This window comes from Streptomyces milbemycinicus (assembly GCF_002154605.1).
Lineage (GTDB): Bacteria > Actinomycetota > Actinomycetes > Streptomycetales > Streptomycetaceae > Streptomyces > Streptomyces milbemycinicus.
This window is the reverse complement of the sequence record NZ_MUNE01000316.1, coordinates 1-15,377: the sequence shown is the minus strand read 5'-3', so window position 1 is coordinate 15,377 and position 15,377 is coordinate 1. Positions and strand designations below refer to the sequence as shown.

The 15,377-nt window shown below is 68.3% G+C and carries 12 protein-coding genes; 7 read left to right on the top strand and 5 right to left on the bottom strand.

Annotation, left to right across the window (positions count from 1 at the left end; translation table 11 throughout):
- Both iscB and CCN51_RS60115 read right to left on the bottom strand, forming a co-directional pair.
- A partial coding sequence (gene iscB / locus CCN51_RS24815; RefSeq protein ID WP_245881677.1) for an RNA-guided endonuclease IscB occupies nt 1-1,104 on the bottom strand: 1,104 nt, incomplete at its 3' end.
- 229 nt (nt 1,105-1,333) lie between these two features.
- Nucleotides 1,334-2,227 (bottom strand): ElyC/SanA/YdcF family protein, encoded by an 894-nt coding sequence (locus CCN51_RS60115; RefSeq protein WP_078610958.1) that lies wholly within the window; start codon nt 2,225-2,227, stop codon nt 1,334-1,336.
- Nucleotides 2,228-2,429: 202 nt separating this feature from the next.
- Here CCN51_RS60115 and CCN51_RS24805 point away from each other — a divergent pair, with 202 nt between their 5' ends.
- Both CCN51_RS24805 and CCN51_RS24800 read left to right on the top strand, forming a co-directional pair.
- On the top strand, nt 2,430-3,677 hold the full coding sequence (locus CCN51_RS24805; protein ID WP_238545462.1) for an NsdA family TPR-like regulatory protein: 1,248 nt from the start codon (nt 2,430-2,432) through the stop codon (nt 3,675-3,677).
- Complete coding sequence (locus CCN51_RS24800) at nt 3,668-4,189, top strand: GNAT family N-acetyltransferase (RefSeq protein WP_014179465.1); 522 nt, start codon at nt 3,668-3,670, stop codon at nt 4,187-4,189. Before CCN51_RS24805 ends, CCN51_RS24800 begins: the two co-directional genes overlap by 10 nt.
- Before the next feature lie 959 nt (nt 4,190-5,148).
- On the opposite strand, the gene CCN51_RS24795 is transcribed toward CCN51_RS24800, so the two are convergent.
- On the bottom strand, nt 5,149-6,195 hold the full coding sequence (locus tag CCN51_RS24795) for a LacI family DNA-binding transcriptional regulator (protein ID WP_043487552.1): 1,047 nt from the start codon (nt 6,193-6,195) through the stop codon (nt 5,149-5,151).
- 281 nt (nt 6,196-6,476) lie between these two features.
- Here CCN51_RS24795 and CCN51_RS24790 point away from each other — a divergent pair, with 281 nt between their 5' ends.
- The 5 genes from CCN51_RS24790 to qcrB all read left to right on the top strand — a co-directional run bounded on the left by CCN51_RS24790 (nt 6,477) and on the right by qcrB (nt 13,201).
- Entirely contained in the window at nt 6,477-7,814 is a 1,338-nt protein-coding gene (locus tag CCN51_RS24790; protein ID WP_043487551.1) for an ABC transporter substrate-binding protein, read from the top strand.
- Between the two features lie 7 nt (nt 7,815-7,821).
- On the top strand, nt 7,822-8,847 hold the full coding sequence (locus CCN51_RS24785) for a carbohydrate ABC transporter permease (RefSeq protein WP_043487549.1): 1,026 nt from the start codon (nt 7,822-7,824) through the stop codon (nt 8,845-8,847).
- Nucleotides 8,848-8,865: 18 nt separating this feature from the next.
- Nucleotides 8,866-9,792, top strand: a complete 927-nt coding sequence (locus CCN51_RS24780; RefSeq protein ID WP_055414014.1) for a carbohydrate ABC transporter permease — start codon at nt 8,866-8,868, stop codon at nt 9,790-9,792.
- Between the two features lie 168 nt (nt 9,793-9,960).
- Nucleotides 9,961-11,364, top strand: a complete 1,404-nt coding sequence (locus CCN51_RS24775; protein ID WP_014179460.1) for a GH1 family beta-glucosidase — start codon at nt 9,961-9,963, stop codon at nt 11,362-11,364.
- A gap of 160 nt (nt 11,365-11,524) precedes the next feature.
- Nucleotides 11,525-13,201: a cytochrome bc1 complex cytochrome b subunit gene (gene qcrB, locus CCN51_RS24770; protein ID WP_014179459.1), complete on the top strand. Its 1,677-nt coding sequence runs from the start codon at nt 11,525-11,527 to the stop codon at nt 13,199-13,201.
- 16 nt (nt 13,202-13,217) lie between these two features.
- Here qcrB and CCN51_RS24765 read toward each other — a convergent pair whose 3' ends face one another.
- Nucleotides 13,218-14,477 (bottom strand): MalY/PatB family protein, encoded by a 1,260-nt coding sequence (locus CCN51_RS24765; RefSeq protein WP_014179458.1) that lies wholly within the window; start codon nt 14,475-14,477, stop codon nt 13,218-13,220.
- A gap of 46 nt (nt 14,478-14,523) precedes the next feature.
- A partial coding sequence (locus CCN51_RS24760; RefSeq protein ID WP_425444777.1) for a spermidine synthase occupies nt 14,524-15,377 on the bottom strand: 854 nt, incomplete at its 5' end.

The window sequence follows — 15,377 nt, the reverse complement described above, 5'->3', positions numbered from 1 at the left end:
GCATCCGGCGACCAGTATGGGGGTGACGGTTTCGGTGACTGTGTCGAGTTTGCCGACGTTGAGGGCGTCGAGGGTGTGGGATTTCGGGAGTCCGCAGCGGGTGCGGTTCCATTTCGTGCGGCCGCCGGAGGCGATGTGGGTGGGCAGCATCTGGTCGAGGGCGCGCCACAGTGCCCAGCGGGTGGACTGCACGGCTGCCGCATCCCGCAGCGGGGCTTTGGCCCGGCTCAACATCTTGGCGAGCTTGGTCTTGTCGCGTACGAATTCTTCGACAGGGCGGTTGGACTTGGTTTCGTTGCAGGGGATGCAGGCGGTGACCAGGTTGGAGATGCGGTCGCTGCCGCCCCGGCTGCGGGGGTGGACATGGTCGATGTTGAGCGGCACTCCGCTGATGTTGCAGTAGACACAGGCGCGGCCGAACTTGGCCAGGAGGTATTCGCGGATCTCGGTGCCGTGGAGGGTGCCGTGCTGGTACTCGGCTCCTTCCAGCGGTCTGCCCGCGCTGATGGCGTGCGTGTCGAACGCGACCCGTTCCACATGCACAGCGCGGACTGGTGCCCAACGCGAGAGGCGCGTCACCCACGAGACGGCGGTCGCGACCCTGTGCCGGAGGGACGGGGCGAGCCAGCCGTCGGGGCGAGCACGGTTGTTGAAGCGCGGGGCGCGGTAGCGCAGGTTCGAGGTGCGGCGACGGCGCCGGTAGGCGGCGCGCTGCCCCATCCTCTTCCGGATGACCGCGCCCCGGTGGTCGAGCTGGACCGCGTACCGCCCCCTGCGCTCTCCCGCTCGGGCAGTGAACGCGGCGATACCGGTGTGTCTGCTACCGGGGTCGATACCCAGCTCTACCCCGTCGACCTCGGATTCGGCGATGGTGCGGTCCTTGAGACGGATGACGAACGGGGTATGCCGGTGGACAACGGCGCGTCCCTTCTTCAGGAGCTTGCGGGCCCTGGCGGGTGTGCAGGGCTGCAACGGCTGGCCGTGCTTGTCGAGCACGAACACAAAGGGGTGCCGCTCACGCGGCTCCTCCCCAACCGGCTGGTTGGGGGTGACGCCCCCGCCGCCAGGTGAAGCGGCGGGGATCTCACCTCGCACATGTTCCACGCCGGTTGCCTCACGGCGCTCGGCCCCCGTTTCGTCCCTGTTCCCGGGGTTGTCTGCTGGGTCGAGTTCCAGAGCAAGCTGCTGGTGAAGCACAGCTTGGTGGGTCTTCTCGCCTACGCGGAACGTAGCCAACTTCAGTCACCTCCTCCACTCTTTGTTGGCTGGTGCTGGTAACGGCGGCCCTCAACCACTGCGGCTGAAAGCCCGGCCCTTCAGGGCCGGGAACCCGTTACGGCTTGAGGAGACGGCTATCGAAGCCAGCGGCGATGAGAGATTCGTACGCGGAATGCACGTCCTCCGGGACGTCCTGCTCGAGGGCGAAGCCGAGCTTCGGATACTCGATCACCCGCTGAAGGTCGCCGACGAGCTGGTCGGTGACGAGCTTCTCGTCACCAATGCTCTTGAGGTAGTCGTCGAACTCCAGTGGCTCCGAGACACAGATCACCTCGACCTCGGGCCACACCTTCCGGGCGGTGGCGAAGGCGCGGCGCTCCATATAGGGCATGGAGACCAGCAGCACCGTCTCCGGCGTGATCCCGGCGGCGGCCAGAACCTCGCGGGACAAGGTGATGTTCTGGCCGGTGTTGCGAGCCTTAGGCTCCAGCAGGATCGCTTCCTCGGGGACGCCGAGTGCGATCGCGTGCTCGCGGAAGTGAACCGCCTCGCCGCGAGGGAACCACTCCGGCGCGGTGGGGTTGCGGCCGCCAGTGAAGACCAGTTCGGCGAGCAGATCGACCCATACGACCTTGCCCCAGCGGCGGTAGTCCACGCCCCATTCGTGCGCAACGGCTTCGATGATGAGGAGCCCTCGGCCAGTCTCCCTGTTGTTGCCCGGCTGCTGTGGGGTCGGCTTGGAACGGGACTTATCGCTGACAGCGAGCCGCACCCGGTCGTCTTCCGGGCGGATCACGATGACGCGCATGACGTCACGCCCGCTGTGCTGCACAGCGTTGGAAACGAGTTCCGAAATGATCAGTGCCCCAGGGTCGACGAGATGGTGGAGCCCCCAAGCGCTCAAGGCTGTGGTGACGAGTTGGCGGGCGCGGACTGCCGATTCCTCTCTGCAGGGAAGCGTCTCGCTATAGCCGGGTGCTCCAATGGCATGGGGCCGGGTCACGGTCATGGTCACGGGTCTTTCCTCCTGGGGCGGTGGAGCGCCGCGCCCTGACGACGCCCTGCCTCTGCACTGCGGTGGTGCGACGGAGAAAGTCCACCTCAGGACCGGCATGGAGGACAGGCGAAACTCCCAGACGCCGTGGGCGTGACCCCGGTGATTTTGACCTTCGAGGTGTCGCCGTTGGTCGTGTCCCCGCTACGGTGCGGATATGGCGGAGAACCGAGCGCTCGCAGAGGCGATGGACGAACTCGGCATTCCACAGGCGGAACTGGCCCGCAGACTCAATGCCGAGAATGAAGCGCTGACCGGGCGGGAGGGCCACCTCACAGACCGAGACGTGCGGCGTTACCTCGCAGGCACGACCAGGTGGCCGCACGCGAGGCAACGGATCTGCCTCGAGAGGGTGTTCGGGCGCTCGGTGACGGAATTAGGGTTCATCCCGCTGGGCAAGACAGTCCGGGCCCCGTCGGAGGACTCTGTGCACCGCCGTAGGTTCATCACAGCTACAAGTGGCAGCGCTCTGGCCAAAGCCGCCCCTTTCCCAACCCGCCTCGGAATGAGTGATGTACACCGTCTCTATCGTGAATACGTCCAGATCCTTGAGGACGATTGGGTAGTCGGCGGAGCACGGCGGGTGGAGGACGATGCCGTTGCGCTGTCATCGCGTATCCAGTCAACTCTCTCGTCAGGGGGGACTGCGTCTCCACGAGTTCGTCAGAAGCTCTACTCCTTGGCCTCCGATGTGATCAGCACGGCCGCCTTTGCCGCAATCGATGCCAAGGCCCGGATTCGGGCACGTCACCACCTGGACAGAGCGGTCAAATTCGCGGGGCTCTCCGGAGACAGCGAGACTCAGTACCACGTATGGAATCACCTTGCGATGACAGCCGGTCAGCGGGGGGACTCTGTCGAAGCGGCGGCTGCGGCCGACGTCATGAAGACGCTGTGGGTTGCCCGGCGAGACTCGGTGTATGCCTCTCTCGCGCACATGCGCAACGCAAGGGCACTGGCGCGGAGCCACCAGCGCGGTGATGCTTTGAAGGCCCTCGCTGCGGCAGAGAACTCCTTCGCCCGGGGCGTGGAAGGGGAGCGGCCGGCATGGATCGGCTTCTACGATCTCAGCGAAGTCGAAGGGCTCTCGGCCAGCGTGTGGTTCTCCTTGGGCGAGTTCGGCAGAGCCGAATACTTCTTTCACAGAGCACTGTCAGGAATCCGCCCGGAACTGGTGCGGAACCGGGCTCTGTACTCAGCCCATCTAGCACTCGCCCAGGCAAGTCAAGGAGAACTGGAACTAGCCTGTGCGACGGGGCAGAGGGCCTACGGCACGCTCAAACCGGAGTCGGGCTCGAAGCGCACCACGGACACGCTGGCCAAGGTCCGGAAGGTCGTCCTTCGCGCAGGCTCGGTGGCGCCCGAAATCACCTCCTGGATCGAAGGGTCACGGCAATGGACCTGAAGCACTACGGGCAAGAAGACGTGAAGGATATCCGGACCATGCTTCTGGACATCCATGACACGGTCTACGAGGGCTTGTCAGGGACCTTCGACTCCCGGGAGCGCTTCGCGCAATTCGTCGATGGCTGGAGCAGCCGGGACGAGTGGGTATGCGTCATCGGCTTCGAAGAGCACGAGCCCGTGGGCTATGCCTACGGGGCCCCCTTCAGCCCCGGCGGTTGGTGGCGGGGCTCCAAACGGCCCGAGTCCTTGAGTCCCGGCGAGCGGGCCTTCGCACTGTCCGAGCTGATGGTGATGCCACGTTGGCGAAAGACCGGCACCTCCCTCGAACTACACGAGGCACTGCTCTCCAGCAGGAACGAAGAGGCAGTCACTTTGTTTGTCGACCTTGCACACCCCAAGGTGGTGACCCTCTACGAATCGTGGGGGTACAAGAAGGTGGATGAGTCCAAACCGTACGACGACTCCCCGACGTTCGCGGTGATGTTGAAGCGACTCAAGCCATTGGAGTAGCGTCCGTAAATGGCGCCGACCCCCCTCACGCAAAGGCGGGGCCGCAGCGTTTTCAGTTCTCATCAACTCGCGGCTTCAGGACGCCCCCGACCGACGCGGGTGCGGGTGTGCGCTGCGCGCCCCCTGTGCGCCGTCTCGCGGCATTCGGTTCACGCGGGTGCTGCTTTCGTCTCGGACCTTCCAGGTCCAAAGCGCCAGCGAGAAGGGGGAAAGGGAGCGGCCGACCCGTGACGGATGGGCGGGCACCGGCGGACGGGACCGCCCCTCCACCCACCTGCTCTCAGAAAGACGCTTGATACAGTACTTGATATAAAGCAAGCACTTTTTTAAGAGCAGGTGGGGGGAGGCCCCAACCGGATCGGCGCCCACCGCTTCCGGCGACCACACGCCGTTCCGCCACCCGCCGACCGGTGAGGACCCGTCGGGCTGGACGGCGACGATGCCTCGGCGCCCCCTCCCCCTCCCCGCTGCTGCCCGCTTTGCGCCAAAGGCGCGAGACGATACCCGCACGCGGCGTCCGGACCATGCCGTCCAGCGATCGCCGGCCCGTTCGTCACGCTCGCGCGCCCACGGTCCAGCGCACCGCTGGACCGACCGGCCCGCCACCGCGCGGCAGCAGCTGCGGCGGAGCGCAGCGGAGCCTCTTTGAGCTCAACCACCCACCGGGCCGAGGAACCAGGACACCGGGCCAGCCGCCCCCCTCCCCCTCCTGCTGGCGCTTTGGACCCGAAGGGTCCGAGACGAAACCCGCACCCGCCCAAGCCGAATGCCGCGAGACGGCACACAGGCGCAGGCGAAGCGCAGCGAAGCCAACCCGCAGCACATCGAAGCGCAGCGGCACGGCGCGCACCCACCCGCGAAGCACACCCGCAACCGTGCAGCACAGCGGAGCGCTCAACCGGCGATGGCGAACGCATCGCGGTGTGGCCACCGCCGCAGATGTGGTCGGCCAACGGCAGCTACGACGACCCCCGCCGCACCAGCTCGGTCGGCAGCACCAGTTGCGGCCGCTTCGAGGTGCGCTCGCCCTGGGACTCGATCTCCTCCAGCAGCACCCGGACCATGGCCCGCCCCATCTCCTCCGTGGTCTGCCGGACGCTGGTCAGCGGCGGGTCCATATGGCGGGCGACGGCCGAGTCCTCGAAGCCGACGAGCGCCACGTCGTCCGGCACCCGGAGGCCCTGTTCGCGCAGCACCTGGCGGGCGCCGGCGGCCATCACGTCGGAGGCGGCGAAGACGGCGTCCAGGTCCGGGCGGCGTTCCAGCAGTTCGCGCATCGCGCGGCGGCCGCCCTCCTCGGTGAAGTCGGCGGCCACGATCAGCGCCGGGTCCACCTCCTGGCCCGCCGCCTGGATCGCCGCGCGGTAGCCGTCGAGGCGGCACTGCGCCACGTACATGTCCAGCGGCCCGGTGATCGTGGCGACCGTGGCGCGGCCGCGCCCGATCAGGTGCTCGACCGCGGACTGGGCGCCGCCCGTGTTGTCGCAGTCGACGTAGGGCACCGACTCATGGGCGGAGCGGCGGCCGCTGAGGACCGCGGGCATCTCTATGCGCTCCAGCAGGTCGGGCAGCGGGTCGTCCGCGTGCACCGACACCAGCAGCACCCCGTCGACCCGGTGCGCGGACAGGTACTCGGCGAAGCGCTGGCGCTCCTTGGGGGTGCGCAGGAGGGTCAGCAGGAGTTGGAGATCGGCCTCGGCGAGCTCGGCGCCGACGCCGCGGATGATGTCCGAGAAGTAGGGCTCGGCGAAGAGCCGGGTCTCGGGCTCGGGGATCACCAGGGCGACCGCGTCGGCGCGGTTGGCGGCCAGCGCACGGGCCACCCGGTTGGGTACGTACCCGAGCTCGGCGACGGCCTGCTCGACCGCCGTGCGCGTACGGTCGCTGACCCTCGGCGAGCCGTTGATCACCCGGGACACGGTGCCGCGGCCCACCCCCGCGCGGGCCGCGACCTCTTCGAGCGTGGGCCTCGAGCGCCCCACACCGCGCCGTCGGGTTCCTGCCATTTCGCGCCTCCAGCCGTCCGGTACACCGAGCAGAACCACCCCGCGTGGGGAGCTGTTGGGCCATTCAACAGCAGGAGTGGGACCGAAAAGTTTCCGCATGCTCCCTTGACACCCCAGCGGGGAGCCGCAACCCTTCAACACATCAACCTGGGAGCGCTCCCACAGTACCTGAGCCATACATAACCCGCACGTTGCCCGCCCGCGCCGATGCACCACAAACCCCCACGCAATGCAACCTTTTGGCCGGGACCGGTACGTCAGGGGCGTCAAGGAGGACGTGAATGTTCAGAAGTTCTGGTACGTACCGACGGCGAGCGGTGACCCTCGCGGCCGTGGCGACGCTGGGCGCCGGGTTACTCGCGGGCTGTGCCGACGACGGCGATGACGAGACCGGCTCGTCCGGCGGTGGCAAGGGCGGCAACAAGGGCGGGACGACGATCACGGTCGGCACCTTCGGCGTCTTCGGCTACAAGCAGGCCGGGCTTTATGACGAGTACATGAAGCTCCACCCCGATATCAACATCGAGGAAACGTCGATCGAGCGGAACGAGAACTACTATCCGCAGCTGCTGACCCACCTGGGCGCGGGCAGCGGCCTGGCCGACATCCAGGCCATCGAGATCGCCAATATCACGGAGATCACCACCACCCAGGCCGACAAGTTCGTCGACCTCTCCAAGGCGCCCGGGGTCAAGAAGGACAACTGGCTCTCCTGGAAGTGGGCCCAGGCCACCACCAAGGACGGCAGGACGATCGGCCTGGGCACCGACATCGGCCCGATGGCCATCTGCTACCGCAAGGACCTCTTCCAGCAGGCCGGGCTGCCCACCGACCGCGACAAGGTCGCCAAGCTGTGGGCAGGCGACTGGAACAAGTACATCGAGACCGGCAAGCAGTACATGAAGAAGGCGCCGGGCGACACCGCCTTCGTGGACTCCGCCGGCGGTGTCTACAACGCGGTGATCTCCAGCAACGCCAAGCGCTACTACGACGAGAGCGGCAAGGTCATCTACAAGGACAGCCCGGCCGTGAAGGAGGCGTGGAACCTCGCGACCACCGCGTCGGAGGACAAGCTGACCGCCAAGCTCCAGCAGTTCCAGAAGTCCTGGGACCAGGCGTACTCGAACGGCAAGTTCGCCACCGTCTCCTGCCCGCCGTGGATGCTCGGCCACATCAAGGAGAAAGCCGGGGACAAGGCCAAGGACAAGTGGGACGTGGCCGCGGCGCCCAAGCCCGGCAACTGGGGCGGGTCCTTCATCGGCGTGCCGAAGGCGTCCAAGCACCAGGAAGAGGCGATGAAGCTCGCCGCCTGGCTGACCGCCCCCGAGCAGCAGGCCAAGCTCTTCGAGAAGCAGGCCAGCTGGCCGAGCGCCCAGGCCGCGTACAGCCTGCCCACGGTGGCCGACGCCAAGCACCCGTACTTCGGCAACGCGCCCATCGGCAAGATCTTCGCCGAGGCCGCGAAGGGCATCCCGACCCAGGTCCTCGGTCCGAAGGACCAGATCATCGGGTCGAACATCGCCGACATCGGGCTGCTCCAGGTGGACCAGCAGGGCAAGTCCCCCAAGGACGCCTGGAAGGCCGCCACCAAGACGATCGACAACGCACTGGACCAGTGAGCCCGGGATGACACCCCCTTCCGGTTTCACTGCTGGTACGGCCGCGCCCCCCACAGGGCAGGGGGGCGCGGCCCCGCGCGCCGTGGCCGCCAAGGCCCCCGATCCGGGCGAGGAGCGGCGGCGCGCCCGGCGCAGCCGCCGCTACCGCTGGGACATCAAGTACTCGCCGTACGCCTTCGTCGCCCCGTTCTTCCTCTTCTTCGCGGTCTTCGGGCTCTTCCCGCTGCTCTACACGGGCTGGGCCTCGCTGCACCGGGTGGAGCTGACCGACCCCACCCATATGGAGTGGGCGGGGTGGCACAACTACTCCCGGCTGTGGGACGACGAATTCTTCTGGAACGCGCTGCAGAACACCTTCACCATCGGGGTGATCTCGACCGTCCCGCAGCTGCTGATGGCGCTGGGCCTCGCGCATCTGCTGAACTACAAGCTGCGCGGCTCGATGTTCTTCCGGGTGGCGATCCTCACCCCGTACGCCACCTCGGTGGCCGCCGCGACGCTGGTGTTCGTGCTGCTCTTCGGGCGCGACTACGGCATGATCAACTGGGCGCTCGGGCTGGTCGGGATCGACAACATCGACTGGCAGAACGGCACCTGGACCTCGCAGCTCGCGGTGTCCGCCATCGTCATCTGGCGGTGGACCGGCTACAACGCGCTGATCTATCTGGCCGCCATGCAGGCCGTGCCCAGCGATCTGTACGAGTCGGCGGCGCTGGACGGCGCCTCGCGCTGGCAGCAGTTCCTCCACGTCACCATCCCCTCGCTGCGGCCCACGATCCTCTTCACGATCGTGGTCTCGACGATCGGGGCCACCCAGCTCTTCGGTGAGCCGCTGCTGTTCAACGGCGGCGCCGGGGCCTCCGGAGGGCCCGACCACCAGTACCAGACGCTCGGCCTGTACCTGTACGAGCAGGGCTGGACCAACCTCCACCTCGGCCGGGCCTCCGCGATCGCCTGGACGATGTTCCTGATCCTGCTGCTGATCGCCGCCGCCAACGCGATCGTGGCCCGACGGCTGCGCAAGAGCCAGTGAGTTGCCCGAGGGAGAACCATGAGCGCTGTTATCTCTTCCGGTAGGGCCGCCAAGGCCACCAAGGGCGGAAAGAGCCCGGGGAGTCCCGGCGGAAAGGTGAGCAAGGGGGCCAAGGGCGCCGGCCGACAGCTGCACGGCGGCAAGATCACCTATGCCGTGCTGACCCTGTTCACCATCGGCTCGCTCTTCCCGCTGGTGTGGACGGCCATCGCCGCCTCCCGCACCAGCACCCGGCTCGCCGAGACGCCACCGCCCTTCTGGTTCGGCGGCAATCTCTTCAAGAACCTGGACGCGGCGTGGAACGACGTCAACATGGGCGCCGCGCTGCTCAACACCACCATGGTGGCCGGGACCATCGCGGCAGGCACCGTGCTGTTCTCCACCATCGCCGGCTTCGCGTTCGCCAAGCTGCGCTTCCGGTTCAAGAATCTGCTGCTGATGCTGACCATCGGGACGATGATGGTGCCGCCCCAGCTCAGCGTGGTCCCGCTGTACATGGCCATCGCCAAGCTGCAGTGGACCGACCAGTTGCAGGCGGTCATCCTGCCCACGCTGGTCAGCGCCTTCGGGGTGTTCTTCATGCGGCAGTATCTGACCCAGGCGCTGCCGACCGAGCTGATCGAGGCCGCGCGCGTGGACGGCGCCAGCAGTCTGCGGATCATCTGGCACATCGTCTTCCCGGTGGCGCGTCCGGCCATGGCCGTGCTGGGTATGCTCACCTTCGTCCAGGCGTGGAACGACTTCTTCTGGCCCATCATCGCCCTCACCCAGGCCGGCAACCCGACCGTGCAGGTGGCTCTCACGGGCCTCGGCCGCGGCTATACCGTCGACCAGTCGCTGATCATGGCTGGGGCGCTGCTCGGTACCCTGCCGCTGCTGATCGCCTTCGTCCTCTTCGGCAAGCAGATCGTCGGAGGCATCATGCAGGGCGCGGTCAAGGGCTGACGGCCCGCAAAGCGCCCTGCCCCACCAGACCCGGCGCGCCGGTCACGACCTGGCCGGCGCGCCGTGACCCACCCCGTACCGTCCCACCGCTCACCGCTCACCGCTCACCGCTCACCGAGATCCCCCTCCCTTCCGCCCCGCACTACAACATCGAATGGGAGCGCTTCCATGACGCTGACCTTCCCGCCCGGCTTCCTGTGGGGTTCGGCCGCCGCCTCCTACCAGGTCGAAGGCGCCGCACAGGAGGACGGCCGCACCCCGTCCATCTGGGACACCTTCAGCCATACGCCAGGCAAGACGCTCGGCGGCGACACCGGTGACATCGCCATCGACCAGTACCACCGCTTCCGCGACGACGTCCGCCTGATGTCCGATCTTGGCATGGCCGCGTACCGCTTCTCGGTCTCCTGGTCCCGCGTGCAGCCCACCGGCCGCGGGCCCGCCGTACAGCGCGGGCTCGACTTCTACCGCTCGCTGGTCGACGAGCTGCTGGCGGCCGGGATCCAGCCGGCGCTGACCCTCTACCACTGGGACCTGCCCCAGGAGCTGGAGAACACCGGCGGCTGGCCGGAGCGCGAGACCGCCGAGCGGTTCGCGGAGTACGCCGGGATCGTGGCCGAGGCGCTGGGCGACCGCGTCGAGTTCTGGATCACCCTCAACGAGCCGTGGTGCAGCGCGTTCCTCGGCTATGGCTCCGGGGTGCACGCCCCGGGCCGCACCGAACGGCTCGCCCCGCTGCGCGCCGCCCACCACCTCAACCTCGCCCACGGCCTCGGCGCCCAGGCGCTGCGCGCCGCGCTGCCCGCCCGCGCGCAGATCGCCATCAGCCTCAACCCGGCGGTGGTCAGGCCGCTCACCCAGCAGCCCCAGGACCTGGACGCGCAGCGGCGCATCGACGCGCTCGCCAACCGGGTCTTCTCGGGCCCGCTGCTGCGCGGCGCCTACCCGAGCGATCTGATCGCGGACACCGCTGCCATCACCGACTGGTCCTTCGTACGCGACGGCGACCTCGCCGTCATCAAGCACCCACTCGACGCCCTGGGCATCAACTACTACACGCCCTCCCTGGTGTCGGCCGCCACCAGCGACGGGCCCGCCACCCGCAACGACGGCCACGGCGCCAGCGAGCACTCCCCCTGGCCGGGCTCGGAGCGGGTGGCCTTCCACCAGACGCCGGGCGAGCGCACCGAGATGGGCTGGACGGTCGACCCGACCGGGCTGCACGAGCTGCTGATGCGCTACACCCGCGAGGCGCCGGGCGTACCGCTGTACATCACCGAGAACGGCGCCGCCTACGACGACAAGCCGGACGCGGACGGCGTGGTCCACGACCCGGAGCGGATCGACTATCTGCGCGCCCATCTGGCCGCCGCCCACCGCGCCATCGCGGACGGCGCCGATCTGCGCGGCTACTTCCTGTGGTCGCTGATGGACAACTTCGAGTGGGCGTACGGCTACAGCAAGCGGTTCGGCGCGGTCTACGTCGACTATGCGACCCAGACCCGCGTGCCCAAGGCCAGCGCCCACTGGTACGGGCAGGTGGCCCGTACGGGTGAGGTAGCGGACGCGTAGGACCCAGGGACCCGGTCGCGCCCGGCGACCGGGTCGAGCCCGTACCGGCATACGGGCGTGCCTTTCCTCCGTACGGCCTACGCGGGCCCGCCGCACCTGGTCGCCGAGCGGAATGTGCTGGTAAATCTGGCATATCCAGACTCGGTGACGAGGGTGAGGCATGAGAGCAGAACCGGGGCGCCGACCGACCGCACACGAAGACGGACCCAGCCGGACCCGGGAACGGACCGGCAAGGGGGAAGCTCTCGCCGACTGGTTCGACGGGCGAATCGGCCTCTTCAAGATGGGCAAGGCCCAACTGAGAAAGGTCTTCCCGGACCACTGGTCCTATCTGATCGGCGAAATCGCCCTCTACTCCTTTCTCATCATCATTCTGACCGGCGTCTACCTCACCATGTTCTTCGAACCCAGCATGGGCGAGACCGTCTATCACGGCTCATACGCGCCCATGGACGGCATCCGCATGTCCGAGGCGTTTGAGTCCACCCTGAACATCAGCTTCGATGTGCGCGGCGGACTGCTCATGCGGCAGATCCACCACTGGGCGGCCATCATCTTCGTGGCGAGCATGCTCGTCCATATGATGCGCACCTTCTTCAACGGCGTGTTCCGCAAACCCCGCGAAATCAACTGGCTCTCCGGCGCCGGCCTGCTGATCCTCGGCATGTTCGACGGATTCCTCGGCTACTCCCTGCCCGACGATCTGCTCTCGGGCACGGGTATGCGCTTTTTGGAGGGCGCGGTGCTGTCGGTGCCGATCGTCGGCACCTATCTGACGATGTTTATCTTCGGCGGACAGTTCCCCGGCGACATCATCATTCCGCGGCTTTTCACCTTCCACGTACTGCTGCTCCCCGGCATCATGCTCGGTCTGCTCGCGGTCCATATGATCCTGCTCGTCTACCACAAGCACACGCACAACATCGGGCCGGGCAGAAGGGATACGAATATCGTCGGGCCGCCCCTGTGGCCCATCTATGTCGCCAAGTCCGGCGGCTTCTTCTTTCTCGTCTTCGGTGTCATCGTCATCATGTCGGCCATCGCCCAGGTCAATCCGGTCTGGCTGTACGGCCCCTACCGGCCCGACCAGGTGTCCACCGACGCCCAGCCCGACTGGTACATGGGATTCTCCGAGGGTCTGATCCGTGTGATGCCGGGCTGGGAGATCAATCTGTGGGGCCACACCCTGGTCCTCGGGGTCTTCATCCCCCTGGTGATCTTTCCGCTGGTCCTGCTGGCCATCTGGCTCTACCCGTTCATCGAGGCGTGGATCACCGGCGACAGACGCGAGCACCATCTCAACGAACGCCCCCGCAACGCCCCGTCCCGCACCGCCTTCGGCGCCGCCTGGATCGGTCTGTACGTGGTTCTGCTGGTCGAGGGCGGCAACGACCTTTTCGCCACGCACTTCGACCTGTCGCTGAACGCGGTCACCTGGGGCAACCGCATCGCCTTCTTCGTGGTGCCGGTGATCGTCTTCATCGTGACCAAGCGGTGGTGCATCGGCCTCCAGCGGCGGGACCGGGAGAAGGTGCTGCACGGCCGCGAGACTGGCATCATCAAGCGCCTCTCACACGGCGAGTACGTCGAGCTCCACGAGCCGCTGACCCAGGCCGAGCTGTACACCCTGGTCGCCCACGACCAGCCCGTCCCCATCGAAGCGCCCGCGGAGGTCGACGAGGCCGGGATCCCCCGGAAGGTCTCCCGGAGGGAGAAGCTGCGCGCCAGGCTGTCCCGCAGCTACTTCGGCGAGCGGGGGCAGATCCCCAAGGCGACGGTGGAGGAGTACCGGGAGCACCACCACGAGGAGCCCGAGGAGCGCGAACCGGCTCACTGACCGGCGGGCCACCGGCTCACTGATCCCCGGGCCCGCCGCGCCGGCGCACCGCGCTTCCCATTCTGGTCAGCGCCTCGCGCAGGATGTCCGGTGAGGTCGCGAAGTTGAGCCGTACGCACCCCGCGCCGCCGGAGCCGAATACATGTCCTGAGCTGAGGGCGACTCGGGCGTCGTCGAGGAACATCTTCGCGGGTCCGGCCATATCGCTCACCACGCCGGGACCGTCGGCCTGCCGATCGCCGTGCAGTCCAAGACCGGTGCAGTCCAGCCAGGCGAGGTAGGTGGCCTGGGGCGGGTGATACCGCACATCGGGGAGGTGTTCTTCGACGAGCTGTCCCAGCAGGCGCCGGTTGGCGTCGAGCCCGAGCAGCAGTTCGTCGAGCCAGTCCCCGCCGTCGCGGAAGGCCGTGGTGTGGGCGATGATCCCCAGATGGCTGGGGCCGTGACCGACCTCTTCGGGCATACGCCGAAGGTCGTCGGCGGCCTCGGCGCCCGCGATGGCCACGGCGGCCTTGAGCCCGGCGAGGTTCCATGCCTTGGACGCGGAGGTCAGCGCGAAGGCGTTCTCGGATCCTGGAACGCTGAGAAACGGGGTGAAGGTGGCCCCGGGCAGCACCACAGGCGCGTGGATCTCATCGGACACCACCCTCACACCGTGCTCGCGGGCAAGCCGCGCGACCGCCTCCAGCTCCTCGCGGGTGTGGACGACACCGGTCGGGTTGTGCGGGTTGCTCATGAGGAACGCCGCACGGCGGCCGTGGCTCCGCGCCCGTACGAACGCCTCTTCCAGGGCGTCGAGGTCGATCCGCAGATCCGGACCGAGCCGCGCCTCGACGACATCCCTGGCGTCATGGGAGACGAACGCGTAGAAGGGCGGATACACCGGCGAACACACGACGACGGCGTCCCCGGGTCCGGTTATCAGCCGGAGCACTTCGACGATGCCCAGCATCACGTCCGGCACGATCGCCGTGTGCTCGATCCGCAGACCGTCCCACCGCCACCGCTCGCGGGCGAACTCCGCCAGAGCCTCGGCGTAAGCGGTCCCGTACGGGTAGCCGGTGTCACCGGCGTCGATCGCGGTGTGCAGCGCTTCGGCGATGGGGGGAGCCAGCGGCACATCCATCTCCGCCACCCACAGCGGAAGCACATCCTCGGGGTGCGCGCGCCACTTCATGCTGGTGCGCTTGCGCAGCTGCTCCAGAGACAGCCGCACCAGGGGGTCGGTCCGAGTGCCCTGCGACGCCTGAGAATCCGCACGCTTCATGCGATCCATCACACCACGCTCCCCTGCCCGGGCAGAGGGCGGTGCGCCGGCCCGGTCAGTCGAAGACCTCGGGCGGCGGCGCCGGGGAGGGTGCGGCGGTCGCGTCGGTGACCGGGGCCGCGCCGCCGGTGAAGTCCGCGAGCGCGCGGCCGTGTTCGGTCCGCGCCGGGTGGGGGTCCCCGGCGGCGCGGCGGGTCAGCTCGGCGAGGGGCAGCCCGCGGTCGGCGGCCAGCAGCACGGCGTTGCCGAAGCGGCGGCCGCGCAGCACGGCGGGGTCGGCGGTCAGCGACACCTGCGCGAACGCCGCGCACGCGGTGGCGACCTGGGCGCGCAGATGGGCGAGCGGCGGGCCGTCCGCGATGTTGGCCGCGTACAGCCCGTCGGGGCGCAGCACCCGGCGCACCTCGGCGAGGAATTCCACGCTGGTGAGATGGGCCGGGGTGCGGGCGCCGCTGAAGACATCGGCGATGATCAGATCGGCCCAGCCGTCGGGCACCTTGCCCAGACCCGCCCGCGCGTCCGCGCCGCGCACCCGGATCCGGTCGGCGGGGTTCAGCGGCAGCTCGCGCCGTACGAACTGGACGAGCGGGGCGTCGACCTCGACCACCTGCTGGGTGGAGCGGGGCCGGGTCGCCGCGATATAGCGGGCGAGCGTGAAGGCGCCGCCGCCGAGGTGGACGGCGTGGACCGGGCGGCCGGGCGGGGCGGCGAGATCGGCGATGTGGCCGAGCCGGCGCTGGTACTCGAAGTCCAGATACGACGGGTCGTCGAGGTCCACATGGGACTGCGGCTTGCCGTCCACCAGCAGGGTCCATGCGCGCGCACGGTCCCGGTCGGGCACCAGCTCGGCGAGCCCGCCGTCCACCGGCGCGGCGACCGGCTCCGGGGCCCGCCCCCGCGCCGGTGGAC